This is a genomic window from Pantoea sp. GD03673 (assembly GCF_029844725.1).
Taxonomy (GTDB): domain Bacteria; phylum Pseudomonadota; class Gammaproteobacteria; order Enterobacterales; family Enterobacteriaceae; genus Pantoea.
In genome coordinates this window covers 25302-40914 of the sequence record NZ_JAOCKJ010000003.1, presented here as the reverse complement: position 1 = coordinate 40914, position 15613 = coordinate 25302, and the positions used below count along the sequence as shown (strand labels likewise).

Below are 15613 nucleotides of genomic sequence, written 5' to 3'. Positions count from 1 at the left end.
TATCGTATTATTATAAAAAACCAACCAGAAATTCATGCTTATTTGCAAATAAAATTACAGATATCCTGCCGTGGGAAGCTGCCCACATAGCATCGTACCTGCATTTAAATACGTCATTTCACCCATAAAAGCGTGTTGGGTTATTACCATAGTGTCATTAACACATCTGGCGACAGGGTGATTTTTCGAAACGCCAGTCATACCTGATAATAATTGCATGTTGCGGCAAATTTTTGCTGCTTCGTGAACAGCGTTGGTGCTGGATAAACGCAACATATTTATCTGATGATCGTATAATCCTTCTCCCTTGGAAATGCAGGACCATACGTTTTGCAGTGATTGATAAAAGTAAGAGCGCATTGAATGAAAACGTGCTTCAGCTTTAGCGATCTCAATTTTAGCGGTAGGTTTTTGTATTGTTGCAGGTGCGCCGGTGACCGACAGATTCAGATTTGATGTATTTCGGACTTCATTGATTGCCCGCCGCGCAACGCCAATCGCAACCACAGATAGCACCTGTGTTGCCAGTGAAAGGGTAGGATATTTGAACAGATTTTCCTCAAGGTTTGCTTTGTCTCCCCGGATAAAAGTCCACTCCTCAGGAACGAAAACATCTTTTACCACCAGATCATGACTGCCGGTACCCATTAAGCCCACCATATTCCATGTCTGATCAATCGTGACATCTGACACGGGCAGCACAGCCACCCGGGGAAGTTCTTTACCCCCCGCTGATTCCGTCTGAATCCCCACGCCAACAACATCTGCGCCCATGCATCCACTCGAATACCGCCAGCGGCCCGTAACTCTTACCCCTCCTTCAACCGGAGATGCCGTTTGCGTAGGGAAAATGCCTCCTGCAAAAATGATATCGGCTCCTTTATCGGTATTGTAAAGCGCTTCAAGTGTTTTTGAAGGTAGAGCTGAAAGGTAAAATGGGCTCATCCCAAAACTCGCTACCCATCCGGCAGAGCCGTCAGCCTCTGCCAGGCATTCAATCAGCTGACAAAAATCAAAAGGATTAGATTCCTTCCCGCCTAATCGCTGAGGCACCAGTGCCCTATAAACACCGGCCGTCCTGAAACGCTCAATGATGTCTTGAGAGATATGTCTGCGATCATCAAATTCACCTGTGAGTGCCCGTTCTCTGATATTACTCAACAGCGCCTCAAATTCTGAGGGTGCCAAATCCACAATGCCCGATTGCATGACTGACGACGATAAACCGATCATTTTTACATTCTCCCTGAGTGATCCAGACCCGCAGAAGGCAAAAACACAAGCAATTCTCATGTTTTCTTGCTGAAGTTAATTTACAAATCGGCGATAAGAGACAATATATTCCCTTTCACTGTCAACTTAATTCTGTAATAACCCCTCATTTTTCCTTGTAAACTTTTCTATCCAAAAGTCCTGCCCGGGCCTCTTTAGCGTTTAATTTACAGGCAGATATGATAAATTTTCCGTCGCATCATCTCACGCGATAACTAATAGTAAGTAGATGATTTTATTCGCATTAGTATTATTATTTTAAATGTAATTTTTCAGTTTTTATTTTATACAGTTCAGGAAAGCCAATTAAGTAGCTTAATTGCGCAAAAATCAATCGACCTAACCATCATAAAGTTAAACGTTTAAAACCTGTAAGCCTCGTGGATTAGGCGTGCTCAAATGCAATGAATATAAAAAAATGAGGGACTCTGACATAGGCCAGAAAAAAACCTTCCCCGACGCATATAATCAGTTTTTTGAATGTTATTCGTTGCTTCAGGCTCAGGTTATTGCCACTAAGCGATCGTGCAGGAAATCAATGAATGTCCGCACTTTTTCCGGCACATGGCGTGTATTGGGATAAAGCGCGTAGATACCCTGTGGGGGAAAAAGATGATCGGGCAGAAGATGTATTAACCTTCCCTTCGCTATCTCATCCTGTACCAGCCAGGCCGGCAGAAGGGTAACGCCAGCTCCGGCTAACGCAAACGCCAGCAAAGAGGACGCGCTGTCAGCCATGACCATTGCTGGAGAGCTGGCGCTCAACAGTACAATCAGCCCGCCGGGTGTGACAACCTGCCAGCTGAGCGGCGTTGATAAGCGGCTATGCGCAATCCATTTTGCAGAAGCAAGCTGTTCAAGGTTCCGGACAGACCGGGTGTGGAGGGTGCTCAGATAACGCGGCGCTGCAACCGCCAGAATATCAAACCGATCGATGAGACGGGCATGATGGCTGGAATCGGCCAGATGACCGAGCCGGATAGCCACATCAAAGCGACCGGCAATGAGATCGTCATTTTTTGATGAAGAAACGTGCTGGATACGTAACTGTGGATGTTTCGCCGTAAAATCCGTGAGTGCTGGCACAATCACCCTGGCCCCATACTCCGGGGTTGTGGTGATCCTCAGCAACCCGCTTAATCCGGCATGATCGCTGCGGACATCCTCCAGGGCGCTTTCGGCATCCTCAAGAAGCTGGAGACAGCGATGATAAAATCGTTCTCCGGCATCCGTCGTCGAAACGCGTCGGGTACTTCTTGTCAGCAGTGAAACACCAAGCTCTTCTTCAAGATGTTTGATATTGAAACTGACTACTGCTTTGGTAAGTCCCAGCGTCTGAGCGGCACCGGTAAAACTGCCCGCCTCTGCTACCGCAACAAACATAGCCAGGCGTTGCATATTGATCATCACGTCTCCTCTTCGGTATGCAAATTGTCAAAATAATTTTGACAGTGTAGCAAGGGAAAAGCAATTTATCCGGGTTGATATCGGTCTTATACTGCGCGCCCTATGCTCTCCTGTCTGAGAAAACAAATGTCTTATCGTGTGCGCGTTGCCAGTGTGTATCTGCTGGGATTTTTTATCGATCTGGTGAATATGTTTATCGCCAACGTGGCTTATCCGGATATCGGCCGGCATTTCGACGCACCCGTCAGCCAGCTGGCGTGGATAAGTAATGGATACATTCTGGGGCTGACACTGGTCATCCCCCTGAGTAGCTGGCTGGCAAGGCGGATGGGGGCGAAACGTCTTTTCATGCTGTCATTACTGATTTTTATTTTGGGTACCTGCGGAGTGGGTGCGTCAGCATCGGTTACGCAACTCATTACCTGGCGCTGGATTCAGGGTATTGGCGGCGGATTGCTGATCCCCATAGGACAGACAATGACTTACGCTTTGTATCAAAGTAATGAGCGCGCAAAATTATCCTCTGTTGTCATGCTGGTCGCTCTGCTCGCACCCGCCCTCTCGCCAGCCATTGGCGGAATACTGGTCGAGCATCTCAGCTGGCGCTGGGTATTTCTGGTCAGCCTTCCCCTGGCCGTGGTGACGCTGCTCATGGCAGGTTTATGGCTCAAACCGGTTCGCCCGGAAAAGACCGCCGAACCGTTAGATCTGGTGGGATTAGTCAGTGGCTGCGTTGCGCTCACGCTGATTTTGCTGGGGCTGACCTATGTGGGTGAAGCCGGAGAGTTCATTAAAGGCGCACTGATGCTACTGGCAGGTATTGTTACACTGGCGGGTTATGTCAGCAACGCGCTTAAAAAACGTCACCCGCTTATTAACCTGCATCTGGTGAAAGATCCGCTTTTACATACCGCAATGCTGATTTATCAGTTTATCCCCGGTGTGTTTACTGGCGTCAGTATGATCACCATGCTCTATCTGCAAAATCAGTTGGGGATGCATGCCAGCTTCGTGGGTTTGCTCATGCTCCCCTGGTCAATAGCCTCTTTTGCCGCTATCAGCCTGACGGGCAAAAAGTTTAACCGCTGGGGCCCCCGTCCGCTCTTTATCACAGGCTGCCTGGTTCAGGCATTAGGTATCGGGATGCTGGCGCTAAGAGGGCATAGCATAGACACGATTATTTGCATACTCGCTTTCGCTTTTATGGGATTTGGCGGCAGCTTGTGCAGCAGCACGGCGCAGAGTTCTGCTTTTATTCAAATGGCTGATCGTGAACTGGCCGATGCAAGCGCCCTGTGGAATATCAATCGTCAGCTTAGTTTTTGTCTCGGCGTAACGCTGGTCAGCCTGCTGTTCAATCTGATAGCGAACACAGGGATGCCTGTAGATCAGTCCTATCGTCTTTGCTTTGTCATAGCAGCATGCAGCGCTGTCATCCCTGTTCTGTGCTCTCTCCGCATTGCGAATCACAAAGTCGTACTTACGCTTAATAAGGAACAAAAATGAACCTTTTCCTGAAGGAAGTCCTGGATGCCCATGAATTGATAAAAGAATGGCTGGGCAATGAAACTGCAAAAGATGAGGTTTGTGAAGATCTCCTGGCACGTTTCAGTCCGGCATACTCCATGGTAACAACCGGTGGCGGGTTGCTGGACTTCACAACATTAGACTCCTTTTTTCGGACTCAGCGCGGCGCACGCCCCGGTTTAGCAATCGAAATCAGCGACATGCGAGTGATTGCGGATAACGAGAATGGTGCAACCGTTGTTTATAAAGAATTACAGCAGCTTCCGGGTCACAGCCCCACGCTGCGTTTTTCGACCGTCGTGTTCGAATCAAAGCCGAATGGCAAAATCATCTGGCGTCATCTGCAGGAGACAGCGTTGCCCCAGCCTTCATAGCATTGATGACCTACCCCGCCGATGTGCGGGGTTTCTTTACCTGTGCAAAAAATAAAGATGCAAAAACCTGCGTTTATTGTGGAAATAACTCTTTGGATGGACTGCCTGTTTTTATAACGGTTACCTTAAGAATTTTAATTTCTGAACAATCCACAATGTGAATGTTTAAATCAGGCTCCTCTTATCTAAAGAGATTCCATTAACAGCGCATCCTCATCATTGAAATAACATGCATTCCGCTGGATAGATAATGAAGACTAAAGCAGATCATGTCAGCGAGGGATATACCTTTCCCTTTATTGATACACTCTTTGATTACGGAGCTTTTCTGGGCCACGCCAAATCAGCGGGCAGCATTGGGCATGTATATAACGATTGTCCTGCAAGCGTGGCAATTATCGGGGCAGGCCTGAGCGGAATGATTGCGGCGCGGGAGCTTTTGAAGGCGGGTCTCACGCATGTCACGCTCTTCGAAGCGAACGCTGCCAGATCCGGTGGGCGACTGTTAAGCCAGAAATTTGATGACAATATGCCGGAATATATAGCTGAAATGGGAGCAATGCGCTTTCCCCCTTCAGAAACAGGTTTGTTTCACTATCTGGCTGAATTCAATATCGATACAGCCTCTGAGTTTCCGGATCCTGGCATTGTTGATACCGAAATTCATTTTCAGGGTGTGCCGCACAAATGGACTGCGGGAACCCCGCCCCCGGCACTGTTTTCGCGGGTTGATCGCGGCTGGCGATGTTTTTTACAGGAAGGCGTCCTTATTGAAGGAAAGCAGCTTCAGGCGCCTGATTCAATCACTCTGGCGTTGAAAGAAGGCCGGCTTGCAGATGCTAAAGAAGCCTGGCAGCAATACCTGGATATCTTCGGTGATAACTGCTTCTACTCTTCGCTTGTCAGGATCTTCACTGGCGCAAATCCGCCGGGAGGTGAACGGTGGCATAAACCCGATGATTTTGCTCTCTTTGGCTCGCTGGGTATTGGCTCCGGCGGCTTTCAGCCGGTATATCGGGCGGCGTTTATTGAAATCATGCGGCTGGTGGTAAACGGTCTGGAAGACGATCAGCGTATGGTCCCGGCAGGCATTGAAACACTTACGACAAGAATGAGCAGTGAAATCCTGCAGGGCTGCACGTTAAGCGATCGTATCGTTCACCAGAAAGTCGAAGAAATCGCCCGACTTGAAAGTGGCCAGTTTGTGGTTTCAACCAGCACAGGCAACCGCCAGGTTTTTGACAGAGTGATTGTCACCACATCTACCCGCGCAATGCAGGTATGCCTGGATTTGTCGAGACACAATACGCTTTTTCCGGCTGATGTCTGCCGGGCAGTGAATGAAACCCACCTTATCGGTTCGTCAAAGCTCTTTCTCTTGACCCGGGAAAAGTTTTGGCTGAAAGAAGAATTGCCTCATACCATTCTTACGGACACGCTTGCACGAGGTATTTACTGCCTCGATTATCAGCCGAATGATCCGGAAGGACATGGTGTCGTGCTAATCAGCTACACATGGGAGGATGATTCTCATAAATTAGTCACCCTAAAAGATAAACGTGAAAGGCTAGAGCGACTGGTTAAAGAACTGGCGATATCTGCCCCGGTGTTCGCTAAACACCTTAGCCCTATGAATAACGATCCCCAATATATTCTTGAATATGACTGGCTGACCGATCCTCTGGCAATGGGTGCCTTTAAACTCAACTATCCCGGTGACGATCGCTATTCTGAATCGCTGTTTTATCAGTTTCAGTCAGCTAAAGATAATGAATCTGATCAGGGAATTTATCTGGCCGGATGCAGTTGCTCATTTACTGGTGGCTGGGCCGAGGGCGCGGTACAGACGGGTATTAATGCAGCTTGCGCTGTCATTTACAGCCTCGGGGGTCTGCTCCGGAAAAATAATCCGCTTCACAATATGCAGCGTCATTATCATTACTGAGCATTGTTAAACATGGAAAAAAGAACACAATTTTTGCTGAAGGATGAGCAGACCCTGAACAGGCGTTACGGGGATCTGAAAGCCAGCAACCATATCCGGCTGCACAATTATCACGCCAGCAAAGATTTGAATGCATTTATTGCATTCGATGAACAGTTATTCTCTTCAAACAAGCTCGACTCGTCAGAGACCGGATTGCCCTTATCGGGCTTACTCTTTTCATGCAAAGACAATATAAATGTAAAAGGTTTTGCGACAACTGCCGGCACGCCGGGATTAATCGACTTTTATCCGATGGATGATGCGCCAGTGATTAGCCGGCTTAAGACACTCGGTGCTGTCATGTGTGGCAAAAACAATATGCATGAGCTTTCTTTTGGTGTGACCTCTCTGTCTGGTCAGTGGGGTAGTGTTGGCAATCCAGCGCACCCTGGCCACATCGCCGGAGGCAGTAGTGGCGGAAGTGCCGCAGCGGTAGCTGCCGGCATCAGCGCATTTTCCGTCGGCACCGATACCGGCGGATCAGTACGTATACCTGCTGCACTGTGTGGAGTCGCAGGTTTCCGACCCAGCACGGGACGTTATCCAACCGGAGGCATTGTTCCTGTTTCCCGCACCAAAGATACTCCTGGATTTATTGCCCCGACAGTCAGTGACCTAGCGCTGCTCGACGCCGCAATGATGGATGAACCCGCTATTACCCCTCGTCTGCCTTCACGACTAGGGCTGCCAGCTGAGTTTATGTGGAGCAATCTGGATACTCCCATACGGGAAACCTGCATGAAGGTGGTCAGGCTGATGGCGCGGGCAGGCGTTGAGATCGTGACGTTCGATGACAGCATATTCGGTAAGCTGAACAAAGCAATCCAGTTCCCTGTACCGTTTTTTGAATTTTTCATCGACTTCCCCGCGTTCTTGCTGGAGCAGCGCCTCGTCGCTGATTTTGACACCATCATCAGACAAATTTCCGACCCAGCCGTCGCGTCTATCTTGCAGAAGCAGAATGCGCAGGAACAGGTTAGCTGGAAGGACTACATGCATGGCCTGAAATCGATCGGTCAACTTCGCGCTTACTGGGATCAGATTTACAGCGAATTAAAGGTGGATGCCATCCTCTATCCGACGGTGTGTTGTGAAGTGCCAGAGATCGGGAATGTGAGTCAACCTGATATTTTCAATAAACTCATTCGTAACACCGATATTGCGAGCAGCGTGGGTGCGCCCAGCGTGACAATACCGGTTGCTGACCAGGGAGATTTGTCTGTTGGATTATCGTTAGATGGGTTGCCAAAAGCAGATCGTCAGTTAATTAGCCATGCCCTGGCTATAGAGGCTATTCTCCATCGCTAACTTTTTTCTTCAGGAACCCCTATGTCCGATATGGCAATTTCAAAGCGTTCTCCTTCGATGTTTTGGGGAGCAACAATCATTTGCGGCACTGTGGTGGGTGCAGGCATGTTCGTCTTGCCGGTCGTGATGGCCGGGGCATGGTTTGGCTGGGCATTACTGATACTGACATTTAGCTGGGTCTGTATGTTAATCAGTGGTCTGATGTTTCACCGTGTGAGCCAGCATTACCCTCTGGAAACCGGCTATGACAAAATTGTCCGTGATGTATTAGGTCGTAACTGGGCTGAGGTAAATGGTCTGAGCCTGGTTTTCGTGCTCGGCATTCTGACATATGCCTATATTTCAGCGGTCGGACCTGTTTATGATCACTCGCTGAGCAAATTAACCGGCAAAACGGTTTCATCATCCGAAGCCAAAGTGATATTAAGCCTGACCGTAGCTGCCATCGTCTGGTTAGGCACCAGCAGCATTGGCCGAATAATGTCTGTTCTGCTCATCACCAAAATTGTTCTGTTACTTACCCTATTTGGTGGATTATTAACCACCGTGAATATCAACTACCTGCTGGACAGTCATAATCCGACAGCATCGTACTGGCCCTATATGCTCGGCATCGTGCCATTCTGCCTCGCCTCATTCGGCTTTCATGGAAATATTTCAGGCCTGATTAGCTATTACAATGGCGATCATCGACGTGTTAAAAGATGCCTGTGCACAGGCACCGCCGTGGCGCTGGTTATCTATCTTTTCTGGATAATCTGCACTATGGGTAACCTTCCCCGCTCAGCCTTTCCGGAAATTGCCAGCCAGGGCGGAGATATTGCCGCACTGATGCACGCGTTTAGTCTGCATGGTTATACTGCCGGGATGTCGCTGTTGTTTTCGACGTTCTCACATTTTGCCGTTATCTGTTCGTTCGTGGGGGTGACGGCAGGCCTTGTGGATTACATTAGCGACCGCTTTGCTTTCCCAAAGACCAGAACGGGTCGCCTCAAAGCCACAGCGATCACTTTCCTGCCGCCATTGAGTTTATCTCTGCTTTTTCCGGATGGGTTTGTTAGGGCGATTGGTTATGCCGGGCTAATCGCGACAATTTGGGCAGTGATTGTTCCGGGATTACTTCATCTGAAAATGCGATCCCGTCATGACTCTGGCTATCAGCGCGGCCAGTGGGACGGGCTTCAGTTGTGCATGATTATGGTATTCGCCGCCCTCAACATCCTTTCATGGGCGCTGAGTGAGTTTGATCTGTTGCCAGTATTTTAACATCATCAGAAACTGTTGTCGGCATCATAATTTTTTCTAACTAACTGTAATTAAACGAATAAGTGAATGTTATGATGCTAACCTTCCCTGTAATCTGACCTGCCCATCGCCGTTGGGCTGGCGCTGCATGACACCGGAATGACACTGAACGACGTGATTGCGTTATGCCGCCGGGATAGTCCCTCACAGGATTTTATCTATTCTGCTACACGACATCATGAACGCAGACCCGGCCCGGTTCGCCGGGAAAACCTGACAGGCATTCACGCGCACACGAGCGCGGTGGGGCCTGGATGCGCTGCCGAACCCACGAGTCTTTAACGAGATCCGCAGCCTGCCCGGAGGATTATATGCGGCACATTACGGTCATGCGTTTATACAACCACTGCTGGGCCTCAGGCATCTCACCATGGCTCAGAAGTACCTCGATTCCCGTGGCGATGCGTATGCACTGGTGTGATGCATATGTAATTTCGGACATTTTCGCACGGGTTAACATTTGCCCTTGCAACGCATGAAATTATGGATATGCTATATACAAAACATATACGTTTCATATAAGGCTTACATGGGTATCGTAAAAATCTCCGACCTGATGCATGAGAATTTGCGCATCGCCAGTCAGGCGATGAGCCGCTCAATCAATGCACAGGCTGAACACTGGCTGAAACTGGGTATGCTGGCTGAACTCTATCCGCAGCACACCCAACACCAACTGGCGCAGATGCTGATCCGGCTTGAACTGGAAGGCAACGCTGATATCCGCAATATGCTCCATAAAGAGACCCTCACCACACAAGGAGATGTGTCATGAACACCGTTAAAATTCATACCGCAGCGGAGATTGAGATGGCACGGGCAGCCGGACAGGCTGCGGCTCAGGTGCTGGCGATGATTACACCACACGTTCGCCCAGGCGTGACTACCGAAGAGTTAGATGACATCTGTCACGATTACATCGTGAATGAACTCAAGGTGACGCCCGCGAACATCGGTTATCACGGCTACACGCGCACGACCTGCACGTCAGTCAATCATGTGGTGTGCCACGGCATCCCGTCCGGTAAGAAACTTAAGGATGGCGATATCGTCAACATCGATGTGGCGATAATCAAAGATGGCTGGTACGGCGATACCAGCCGGATGTACTTTGTCGGCACGCCGTCGGTCCGTGCAAAGCGTCTGGTTGAGATCACCTATCAGTCGATGGTTGCGGGGATTAAAACTGTCCGACCTGGTGCAACGCTGGGTGATGTGGGCGCGGCCATTCAGCGTGTTGCTGAAACGGCCGGTTTTTCTGTCGTACGTGAATATTGCGGTCACGGCGTCGGTGAAATTTATCACACCGATCCGCAGGTGCTGCACTACGGCACGCCGGGTGAAGGCATGCCACTGAAGGCGGGTATGATTTTCACCATCGAACCGATGATAAATGCCGGTAAAGCAGGAACCAGCGTGCTGTCAGATGGCTGGACGGTCGTGACCAAAGACCGCTCGCTCTCGGCGCAATGGGAACATACCGTTGCCGTCACTGAAGAGGGTTTCGATCTGCTGACGCCGTGGCCAGATGGCACCGGCGACTACCCGAAGATTTAATCATACAGCCTGAGATGCGGTCTCAGGCTGCCTTCTTCACTTGCTCCTGACTTCACTGAGTGTGTTGAGCAGGTCTGAATGCCAAATCTGCACGTTGTTGCGCCCCGCGCGTTTGACCTGGTAAAGCGCCTCATCAGCGCGTCTCAGCCATTCATGAATCGACGCCGCTTCTCGTGCTGCTGAAATGCCGATACTCACCGAGCACTGAAAAGTGGATGAAGCGGGTAATCGCAGTAAGGCAATTCCCTGTTTTATCTGCTGTGCCAGAAGCAGGATGCTGGTTTCATCGGCATCCCGCACGATCACGCACAACTCGTCACCGCCAAAGCGGGCAGGCACATCTTTCAGGCCGACGCTGTCTCGCAGCAGCGCCGAGATCTCTGCCAGCAGAAAGTCACCCGCTTCATGCCCAAAGGTATCGTTAACCTGTTTGAAGTGATCGACATCCAGCAGCATTAACCAGGCTTTGCCCTCGCCTCGCTGCGTGCGTAAAAATTCACTTTCGAGCCGCCGCTCAAACAGACGACGATTAGGGATTTTCAGGCCTGGATCCATCAGCGCGATGCGTTCCAGTTCGCGGTTTTTCTGCCGCAGACTCAGCGTCAGATTATGTGACACCACACTGAGTGCCAGCAGATACAGGCTGGCCAGCGGCAGTGTCAGCCAGACAGTACGGGTACTGAACGTCAGCACTAAGGGGGCTTTTTCCGCTGACCAGACCAGCACAAAGGCAAACAGAAAAGCCTGCAGGGCAGACTTCAGCTGAACCCAGCCACCTGCCGAGTAGCGATCGGAGATCAATACCGCCATGATGATAATTGAGGGCAATGGACTCAGTGCCATGGCAGCAACCCAGACGCCGCCGAAAGCGGCATCCAGCGTCAGGTTCTTACGTTCAACCCCCGTAGGGTCGCGTGACCGCAATGCCATTCGGCAGGCTATATAAGGCCAGATAAAAGCATTAACAAAGAGCAGTGCGCAAAGTTCAGGCCTTTTCCCCATCTCCATCAAAACCGACAGAATGGGCAGAAAACAGAGAAAGGTGCCGAGCTGGCGCATCATGAACATACGGCGCACAAATCGCGTCGAGCGGCGCTTCAGCTGAACATCATCAGGAGTGTAATAATTCATAGGCAGACTGAAGCAGCGACAGGTTCAGGCAGTTTATCGGGAATTGATAAAATAAGGTAAATTTTTTGCAGAATATTCTTATTGCATGAGTCTGGAAGCAGGAGTTCAAAAGACCGCCACCTGCGGGGTAATGGCAAAACGATGCTGCGCGCCACTGTTGCACGCGCAGCCAGATTATCTGCGGCCTTTAGCAACCGAAGCAGACCAGTTGAAATCACTGACTTCACTGGCGGTTAATGATTCAGGTTTCTTTTTACGCAGCGGTTTTTTCCTCGCCTTCTCAGCCAGCGCTCTCTCCTTTTCCAGCTTACTGGCCATTACCATCTGCCGCGCTTCACCATTAAGTTCTTTCTCTTTTTTACTGTCCGGCTCTTTACCGGTTCGTTGACGGTACTTTTCAGCCAGCCCTTTATAGGTTTGTTCGACGGCCAGACGTTCATCAGCGCTGAACTGATCAATGGAAATCATCTTCTTATCGCTCATAGCGGCATGTCCTGTGCAAGTTGTCCGGGCAAGTGTACCGCATTCAGGGCCTGTTAACGCAGTGAATGCGGAATCCGGCAGGGAAACCGTCCTGTAAGTCCCTGCTACCCGGTAATTTCTCTGAAAGGTACACTTTAGCCCTGCTAAAAATAAGGTTGTCTCTTAATATAAAACTAATGTTCATCAGGTTTACTGGCAGTGACCACGTACTGCCGAGGAGCTGAAGGAATGATTAAAGAGACCGACCGCCTGTCACAGGCGCTATTACGGCGGCATGGGATTGGCGTTAAACAGAAACGCATACATTTTCGTGGCAGGGATTTGTTGTTTCAGCTTCACAACGCCCGCTATGAGGTCTTTAACGGTGATCGCTGCATCGCGACCGTCGAGACGAACAATATCAATGACGCTATCAGGCAGTTTAAAGCGCTGGACACTCCTGGGGAGAAATAAGCATGCCAGATTATCGTCTGTTCCAGAAGGACCAGTCAGTCAGGGCCGTCAATCTCTTAAGACAGGATCAGCAGGACGTGTTAGCTACGGAAGGTTACGGGATCGTCCGGGACGTGATTTATGCCGATAACGCCGATGCCGCCGTGGTGCGCCATAAACAGTTGCGCCACGACGAGGATAACGCTGCTCAGACGTTTGCAACGGATTCGGTTTTAAGCACGCTGTTTAGCCTGATATCCCGCTAAGCCAGCCTGGGGCTTTGGTTTACCGGCAAAGTTACTGTTAATTCATCCTGTGCTGATTAGAATAAAGAAAACTCCCCCAATACAGGTTTCTGATGAAAATCACCATTCACGAAGAAGACGAGCAGTTTATGCACCACTTCTTTGCCGCGCCCTGCCACACCCTTGATACAGACTCCCTTCAGGCACAACAAATTCAGCAATCGCTTCAGGTGGCCATCCAGCAGAAAAGCGCCGAGGCTGATGGAGACTGGAAACGCAGCCTGACGTTTCTGCTGCTGTTCCTCTTTTTATATGCTGCGCTGGGTGCCTCGCTGACGCTTGATCTCAGTACCACGGGCGCTGCGCATAAGAGCATTGAATATGCGCTGGAAGCGATTCCGGTGCTTATCGCCTTCTCCGGTTTTTTCATCTCGATTCTCTATCTTTTCCTGACCCGCGCCAGCGCTCGAAAGCAGCGCAACTGGGAAAAGAGCATTCTGGTGCTGGAAACATACGCCATCGGAAATCTGTTCAAAGCCACCCACACCCAGGGCGGCGGCACCAGCAATTACTCCGTGCCCAACCTTTCTATTTCGCTCGCGCTGTTCATCTGCGTGACCTGGCTGGTGATTTATAACTATCTGACGTTTACCACCAGCGGCGTGTTTGGCAGCGTCATCTCGCTTTTTATCAGCACCATGGTTTATGTCATTCTGGATATTCAGCTGCTTAAACCCTTTATTCATGCTGTTGAAAAAGACGAACCTGAAAAAAGTAAAGCGGACAAAGATCAGAATTAACACCTGCTACAGACGGTAATGCAGATACCCGACCCGTGCGTCGGGTATTTTTTTGCTGCTATCCGAACCTATTTGCTGAATAGCTTTTATTGCACGGACACGCATGTGATATGGCAATGGAACGCACATGGTATGTTGTAACTATCAGCGAAGCTATTCATTCCGGCCTCTGGCCTGCCAGCACACAGCAGGAAGGCCCACTTTCAGAGCGGGCCAGAGGGTTACCAGCGGGTTTTCTGCATATCAATCACGAAACGATATTTCACATCGCTGACAAGCATACGTTCAAAAGCAGACTCCACCTCTTCACCGGTGATCATCTCCACGTCGGCCGTAATGTTGTGCTCACCACAGAAGTCGAGCATCTGCTGCGTCTCCTGGATGCTGCCAATGGAGGTGCCAGTGATACTCAGGCGACGAAACACCATCGGCGTGACATTCGGTGACGGATGAGGCTGATCGGGGATCCCCACCAGCACCAGCTGACCGTTGGTTTTTAGCGTGCTGAGATAAGGATCAAGGTCGTGCGGCGCAGCAACACAGTCAAGAATGATATCCAGTGACGCCTGACATCCGGCCATTTGTGCCGCATCCCGCGAGATCACGACATGTTTAGCACCCAGCCGACGCGCATCCGCCCCTTTCGCCGGAGAGGTCGTAAACAGGGTGACTTCTGCACCCAGTGCGCTGGCCAGCTTAACGGCCATGTGGCCCAGGCCACCAAGACCGACCACGCCGACACGATCGCCTGCCTTTACGTTGAAGTGCTGCAGGGGTGACCAGACGGTTACGCCTGCGCACAGTAGCGGTGCCACCGCGTTCAGTGCCAGATTATCGGGAACCGTGACCACAAAATGCTGGTCGGTGATGATGTGCTGCGCATAGCCGCCAAACGTTGTGTGACCGGTATATTTATCGATGCCGTTATAAGTCGGCGTGAACCCGGCCTCACAATATTGCTCTTCCTGCTGCTGGCAGAAGTGGCACGCACGGCAGGAATCAACCATGACGCCAACGCCAACCGTGTCTCCGACGGAAAATTTCGTGACGTTGTCACCTGTTGCAATGACCCGTCCGACAATCTCGTGACCGGGAACCAGCGGATAGCGGCTGACGCCCCACTCATTGCGCGCCATGTGCAGGTCAGAGTGACAGACACCGCAGTAGAGAATGTCGATTTTAACATCGTCAGCCTGCAGGTCGCGTAACGCAATCTGCCCGGTTTTCAACGGGTGATCTGCCTGCGTGGCGACCAGCGCATTAATTTTCATCTGTTGCCTCTTCTTACCTGATGGTCGTAAAGAAAGCGGCACACTATAGACACACAGACTCCCTTTTGGTAGTAGTTACCTTTTGGTTACCATAAAACGGGATGTGAAATTATGCCGGTCTGGATTGACGGGAAACTGTGCTTTTATGCGGACTCGCCGCCGCGTCGGCTGCTGGAACTTTTTTCGGTGAAGTGGAGCACAATGGTGCTGCATGCGCTCTGGCACTGGCCGGATAATCGGGCTCGCACCGGCGAACTGGAGCGCAGTCTGCAGGGAATCTCGAAGAAGATGCTGATACAGACGCTGCGGGAACTGGAGCAGCGCGGACTTGTGTCACGTCAGGTGTGGCAGGTGGTGCCGCCAAAAGTGGAATACAGCCTTACGCCACTGGGTCTTACATTCGCAGAGCCGATTGAGCAGATGTATCAGTGGGGGCTGGAGAATCAGGCTGCGCTGGATGAAATGGAAAATCATGCTCGCAGCCATCAGGAAAGTGACAGATAAAACAGGGGTC

At 50.4% G+C, this 15613-nt stretch carries 16 protein-coding genes; 11 read left to right on the top strand and 5 right to left on the bottom strand.

Annotated elements, in window-relative coordinates:
- Positions 1-54: 54 nt before the first annotated feature.
- Together N5J69_RS06065 and N5J69_RS06060 are read right to left on the bottom strand one after the other, a co-directional pair.
- Entirely contained in the window at positions 55-1293 is a 1239-nt protein-coding gene (locus tag N5J69_RS06065) for an acyl-CoA dehydrogenase family protein (RefSeq protein ID WP_279768804.1), read from the bottom strand.
- Positions 1294-1773: 480 nt separating this feature from the next.
- A complete protein-coding gene (locus N5J69_RS06060; protein WP_279768800.1) occupies positions 1774-2679 on the bottom strand; it encodes a LysR family transcriptional regulator in 906 nt (301 codons plus the stop codon).
- A gap of 126 nt (positions 2680-2805) precedes the next feature.
- On the opposite strand from N5J69_RS06060, the gene N5J69_RS06055 reads away from it, so the two are divergent.
- The 7 genes from N5J69_RS06055 to map all read left to right on the top strand — a co-directional run bounded on the left by N5J69_RS06055 (position 2806) and on the right by map (position 10737).
- Positions 2806-4185 carry an MFS transporter gene (locus tag N5J69_RS06055; protein WP_279768798.1) on the top strand — a complete coding sequence of 460 codons (1380 nt, stop codon included), beginning with the start codon at positions 2806-2808 and terminating at the stop codon, positions 4183-4185.
- Positions 4182-4580: a DUF4440 domain-containing protein gene (locus tag N5J69_RS06050; protein WP_279768795.1), complete on the top strand. Its 399-nt coding sequence runs from the start codon at positions 4182-4184 to the stop codon at positions 4578-4580. Before N5J69_RS06055 ends, N5J69_RS06050 begins: the two co-directional genes overlap by 4 nt.
- A 250-nt stretch (positions 4581-4830) precedes the next feature.
- Positions 4831-6525 carry an FAD-dependent oxidoreductase gene (locus tag N5J69_RS06045; RefSeq protein WP_279768793.1) on the top strand — a complete coding sequence of 565 codons (1695 nt, stop codon included), beginning with the start codon at positions 4831-4833 and terminating at the stop codon, positions 6523-6525.
- Between the two features lie 12 nt (positions 6526-6537).
- Complete coding sequence (locus tag N5J69_RS06040) at positions 6538-7875, top strand: amidase family protein (RefSeq protein WP_279768791.1); 1338 nt, start codon at positions 6538-6540, stop codon at positions 7873-7875.
- Between the two features lie 21 nt (positions 7876-7896).
- Positions 7897-9141 (top strand): aromatic amino acid transporter, encoded by a 1245-nt coding sequence (locus tag N5J69_RS06035; protein WP_279768790.1) that lies wholly within the window; start codon positions 7897-7899, stop codon positions 9139-9141.
- 568 nt (positions 9142-9709) lie between these two features.
- Positions 9710-9955, top strand: coding sequence for a ParD-like family protein (locus tag N5J69_RS06030; RefSeq protein WP_279768788.1), 246 nt, complete (start codon positions 9710-9712; stop codon positions 9953-9955).
- On the top strand, positions 9952-10737 hold the full coding sequence (gene map / locus N5J69_RS06025; RefSeq protein ID WP_279768786.1) for a type I methionyl aminopeptidase: 786 nt from the start codon (positions 9952-9954) through the stop codon (positions 10735-10737). Before N5J69_RS06030 ends, map begins: the two co-directional genes overlap by 4 nt.
- 36 nt (positions 10738-10773) lie before the next feature.
- On the opposite strand, the gene N5J69_RS06020 is transcribed toward map, so the two are convergent.
- Positions 10774-11868 (bottom strand): sensor domain-containing diguanylate cyclase, encoded by a 1095-nt coding sequence (locus N5J69_RS06020; protein WP_279768785.1) that lies wholly within the window; start codon positions 11866-11868, stop codon positions 10774-10776.
- Positions 11869-12042: 174 nt separating this feature from the next.
- On the bottom strand, positions 12043-12351 hold the full coding sequence (locus N5J69_RS06015) for a hypothetical protein (protein ID WP_279768784.1): 309 nt from the start codon (positions 12349-12351) through the stop codon (positions 12043-12045).
- A 228-nt stretch (positions 12352-12579) separates the two neighbouring features.
- Between N5J69_RS06015 and N5J69_RS06010 the strand changes: the two genes are divergently transcribed.
- From N5J69_RS06010 to N5J69_RS06000, 3 genes are all read left to right on the top strand, one after another.
- Positions 12580-12804, top strand: coding sequence for a hypothetical protein (locus N5J69_RS06010; RefSeq protein ID WP_279768783.1), 225 nt, complete (start codon positions 12580-12582; stop codon positions 12802-12804).
- A 2-nt stretch (positions 12805-12806) separates the two neighbouring features.
- On the top strand, positions 12807-13049 hold the full coding sequence (locus tag N5J69_RS06005; protein ID WP_279768782.1) for a hypothetical protein: 243 nt from the start codon (positions 12807-12809) through the stop codon (positions 13047-13049).
- 92 nt (positions 13050-13141) lie between these two features.
- Positions 13142-13828 (top strand): hypothetical protein, encoded by a 687-nt coding sequence (locus tag N5J69_RS06000; RefSeq protein WP_279768781.1) that lies wholly within the window; start codon positions 13142-13144, stop codon positions 13826-13828.
- 221 nt (positions 13829-14049) lie between these two features.
- Here N5J69_RS06000 and N5J69_RS05995 read toward each other — a convergent pair whose 3' ends face one another.
- Complete coding sequence (locus N5J69_RS05995) at positions 14050-15099, bottom strand: NAD(P)-dependent alcohol dehydrogenase (protein WP_279768779.1); 1050 nt, start codon at positions 15097-15099, stop codon at positions 14050-14052.
- Positions 15100-15210: 111 nt separating this feature from the next.
- On the opposite strand from N5J69_RS05995, the gene N5J69_RS05990 reads away from it, so the two are divergent.
- Complete coding sequence (locus tag N5J69_RS05990; protein WP_279768778.1) at positions 15211-15603, top strand: helix-turn-helix domain-containing protein; 393 nt, start codon at positions 15211-15213, stop codon at positions 15601-15603.
- The last annotated feature ends 10 nt before the right edge of the window (positions 15604-15613 follow it).

Bases quoted from the DNA above. Each gene is read 5' to 3' on its own strand.
- N5J69_RS05995 (WP_279768779.1), bottom strand. From the start codon at position 15,099: ATGAAAATTAATGCGCTGGTCGCCACGCAGGCAGATCACCCGTTGAAA.
- N5J69_RS06045 (WP_279768793.1), top strand. From the start codon at position 4,831: ATGAAGACTAAAGCAGATCATGTCAGCGAGGGATATACCTTTCCCTTT.
- N5J69_RS06065 (WP_279768804.1), bottom strand. From the start codon at position 1,293: ATGAGAATTGCTTGTGTTTTTGCCTTCTGCGGGTCTGGATCACTCAGG.
- N5J69_RS06015 (WP_279768784.1), bottom strand. From the start codon at position 12,351: ATGAGCGATAAGAAGATGATTTCCATTGATCAGTTCAGCGCTGATGAA.
- N5J69_RS06040 (WP_279768791.1), top strand. From the start codon at position 6,538: ATGGAAAAAAGAACACAATTTTTGCTGAAGGATGAGCAGACCCTGAAC.
- N5J69_RS06060 (WP_279768800.1), bottom strand. From the start codon at position 2,679: ATGATCAATATGCAACGCCTGGCTATGTTTGTTGCGGTAGCAGAGGCG.
- N5J69_RS06010 (WP_279768783.1), top strand. From the start codon at position 12,580: ATGATTAAAGAGACCGACCGCCTGTCACAGGCGCTATTACGGCGGCAT.
- N5J69_RS05990 (WP_279768778.1), top strand. From the start codon at position 15,211: ATGCCGGTCTGGATTGACGGGAAACTGTGCTTTTATGCGGACTCGCCG.
- N5J69_RS06020 (WP_279768785.1), bottom strand. From the start codon at position 11,868: ATGAATTATTACACTCCTGATGATGTTCAGCTGAAGCGCCGCTCGACG.
- N5J69_RS06005 (WP_279768782.1), top strand. From the start codon at position 12,807: ATGCCAGATTATCGTCTGTTCCAGAAGGACCAGTCAGTCAGGGCCGTC.
- N5J69_RS06055 (WP_279768798.1), top strand. From the start codon at position 2,806: ATGTCTTATCGTGTGCGCGTTGCCAGTGTGTATCTGCTGGGATTTTTT.
- N5J69_RS06030 (WP_279768788.1), top strand. From the start codon at position 9,710: ATGGGTATCGTAAAAATCTCCGACCTGATGCATGAGAATTTGCGCATC.
- N5J69_RS06035 (WP_279768790.1), top strand. From the start codon at position 7,897: ATGTCCGATATGGCAATTTCAAAGCGTTCTCCTTCGATGTTTTGGGGA.
- N5J69_RS06050 (WP_279768795.1), top strand. From the start codon at position 4,182: ATGAACCTTTTCCTGAAGGAAGTCCTGGATGCCCATGAATTGATAAAA.
- map (WP_279768786.1), top strand. From the start codon at position 9,952: ATGAACACCGTTAAAATTCATACCGCAGCGGAGATTGAGATGGCACGG.
- N5J69_RS06000 (WP_279768781.1), top strand. From the start codon at position 13,142: ATGAAAATCACCATTCACGAAGAAGACGAGCAGTTTATGCACCACTTC.